Genomic DNA, 2,860 nt, shown 5'->3' on the forward strand with positions numbered 1-2,860 from the left:
ACCGTCACGAGCGGATCGCCATCGTCACTGGCCTCCGGGACCGGGTGAACAGCGAACGGCGACGCGACGCCTGGGAACGGACCCTTCGGAACGCCGGACTAGGTCCGCATCGCGAGCTCATCCATTACGCGGAGGAGACGGCGGAAGGGGGCTACGCAGCGGCGCACGAGCTTCTTGGACTGGACGACCCTCCGACGGCGATCGTCGCACGCACCGACCTGCAGGCGATCGGTGTGCTCCGAGCCGCAGTCGACCTGGGCGTCGCCATACCCGATGGTCTCGCGACCATCAGCACCGAGGGCAGCGCGCTCACTGCATCGACGGTGCCGAGCGTCTCCGTCGTAGCGCAACCGGTCGGCGCTCTCGCCGAGGGTGCGCTCGAGGCCATCCTGGCCCGCAGCCACGGAGAACCCGGCGAGGTGACGAACCTTGAGTACGCCGTTCACGGGCGCGAGTCGTGCGGATGCCTGCCTGCTCGGGTCCACCCGGTCTGACTGTTCGCGTCACGAGCGGGTCCTACCTCGTGTAGACGTCGCGTCGTGTCAGCTCGTTCTGGAGCGGAGCGCCTGCCAGGTAGCGCCTCCTGTTCTCAGCGATCACGCGCAGCGAGCGCTGCGTGCGATCCGCGACCGGCGGCGTGCTGTGCGGAGTCAGCAACACGGTGGGCAGGTCCCAGAGCGGCGACTCCGGGCTCAGCGGCTCCGTGTCGACGACATCCAGGCCCGCCCCCGCAATCACGCCGGAGCGCAGCGCCTGCACGAGCGCAGCCTCGTCGACCAGTCCGCCTCGGCCCATATTGATGAGCACGGCTGAGTCACGCATCCGCTCCAATTGATGCCGACCAATCATGTGGTGGCTCGCATCGCTGAGCCCCGCGGCAAGGACAACGATGTCGGAGCGCTCCAGCAACGGGTCGAGGTCGTCACCAGCATCGGAACTCAGCATGAGGTCAACCTCGGCCGACGTGGTCTCATCGATCGTGCGCCGAAAGGCGATCACCTCCATCTCGAACGCGCGAGCACGCCGGGCGATCGCTCGACCGGTGTGGCCGAACCCCACGATCCCGAGCGTCTGCCCCGCGAGCGCGAATGCCTCCGCCCCGTACTCGACCGGCGGAGACCAGACGCGCCGGGCTTGCTGGTCGAGCAGGGTGCGGATCCGGTACCTCAGCGCCAGCGCGAAGAAGAACGCGTGCTCGGCCAGGGCCGGCGCCGATCGGCCGGCAGATCCCGACACAATCAAGCCTCGCTCGAACACGCTCGGCAGAGCCGAACGCGTGAGGCCGGCATGGTCGCAATGGACCCACTGCAGCCGCGGCGCCATCACGTAGCGCTCGTCAAGGTCGCCGGCCAGCACCGCGACATCGACGTATCGCAACGCGTCGGCGATCCCATCTCGATCGTCAGACCTGACGTGGATGACCGCGGCCGGCGCGAAGATCTCCTCGAACTGCACTCGCTCGGCAGCCCCGTAGTGGAGAGTGCTCAACACCGCGGTGATGGGCCTCGGTCGAACAGGCCGACTCGCGCCTGGAGGACTCACACTCCCACGGACTCCACGACCAGGACCTCAAAGTCGCCAAGGCGAGGGACGTCGACGACCGTGGCATCGCCGTCGGCCTCGACCGTCAGATCCCTACCGGCGACCAGCGCGCGGACCCGGGCACCCGGAACGCCGGGAAGCCGCATACGCACCCCCTCGATCGCGATCGCAGTGCCGACCGAACGCCGCCGTACCCCCGACTGGTTGATGAGGTGAACCACCAGGGACTCGCCCGCCCTGGCCACCGACACGTCCACCTGTTCCGGCGCATCCACGACCACGGGCTGGGAAGCCAGTTCCCGCACGATCGCGAGCAGGTGGTCGCGAACGTCGGTGATCCCGAACTCGTGGTACGTCGTCCCGATCGTCCACGGGATCAGCGTCACGGAGCCATCGGCGGAACGCACATGGCCGGGATCGCCACCGAGAACGTGCCCGTAGCACTTCTCGGGCGGCCCAAACGGAGCCTGCGGGAGCACGTTGGCGCTGAAGACGGCGTCCGGTCGCCACACGAGCGGGTAGTACGCCCCGTAGATCGGCAGGATCGAATCCCGGTAGCGGTATTGCCCGAGGTCGGGCTGCGCCTGCGTGGCCACATACGTCGACCACAGCGATTCTCCACGCAATGGTGCTCCACTGCCCATCAGGGCCGGCGCATGCGCGAGCTGCACCACTCCCTCTTCTGTGACGGCGGAGTCGCCCGTCAGCAGAACCCGCCCGCCCCGGTCCGCGAAAGCGTCGAGAGCTGCCGCCGCTCGGTCCGGGATGCCACCGAGGTTCGGCAGAATCAAGAGGTCGTAGCGGTCGAGCTCGCCTCGCTCCTCGATCGCCGCAAGATCTGTCACGGACAGCGTGTCGAAGGGCACGTTTCCCTCCTGCAGCGCGCTGTAGACCCCGCGCAGCTCGGGGACCACGTCGGCGAACCGATCAGCGCCGTAGCGCGGGAGGTCGCGACGCACGAGGCCCACCGTGGCCGCTGGGCGCAGTGCGCCGTAGAGGTCGCGGTGGTCCCGATAGAAGCGGGTGACGTCACTGGCCACACGCGTGAGGTTGGCGTACGGGATGCGCCCGGGTGCACCCATGATGTAGGTCGACGGCCGGGCGCCACGTGAGATGGCCTGCAGCAGATACTGGCCGAAGCTCTCAGGCTGCTCGCCCGCCATCCGGTACGGCATGTCCACGAACGACACCGAGTTCACGACCACGGCCTCGTTCGTCTGCCCGATCACACGTGCGCTGACGTTCTCGGCCGTGGGCGGCGGCCCCAACACGCGACCCCACCCCGTGTTAGCCGCGGGGTAGTAGATTGGAGCACCAC

General features: G+C 68.4%; 3 protein-coding genes. 1 reads left to right on the forward strand and 2 read right to left on the reverse strand.

Annotation, left to right across the window (positions count from 1 at the left end; genetic code table 11):
* Positions 1-494: substrate-binding domain-containing protein (locus ACOJSN_RS06750; RefSeq protein WP_420111740.1), on the forward strand; the 494-nt coding region annotated here is incomplete at its 5' end.
* A gap of 22 nt (positions 495-516) precedes the next feature.
* Here ACOJSN_RS06750 and ACOJSN_RS06755 read toward each other — a convergent pair.
* Both ACOJSN_RS06755 and ACOJSN_RS06760 read right to left on the reverse strand, forming a co-directional pair.
* On the reverse strand, positions 517-1,488 hold the full coding sequence (locus ACOJSN_RS06755; RefSeq protein WP_420111741.1) for an NAD(P)-dependent oxidoreductase: 972 nt from the start codon (positions 1,486-1,488) through the stop codon (positions 517-519).
* Between the two features lie 50 nt (positions 1,489-1,538).
* On the reverse strand, positions 1,539-2,860 hold a 1,322-nt coding region (locus tag ACOJSN_RS06760; RefSeq protein WP_420111742.1), incomplete at its 5' end, for a hypothetical protein.

Origin of the sequence: Pseudactinotalea sp. (genome assembly GCF_048594945.1) — a bacterium.
In the GTDB taxonomy this organism is placed as follows: domain Bacteria; phylum Actinomycetota; class Actinomycetes; order Actinomycetales; family Beutenbergiaceae; genus Pseudactinotalea.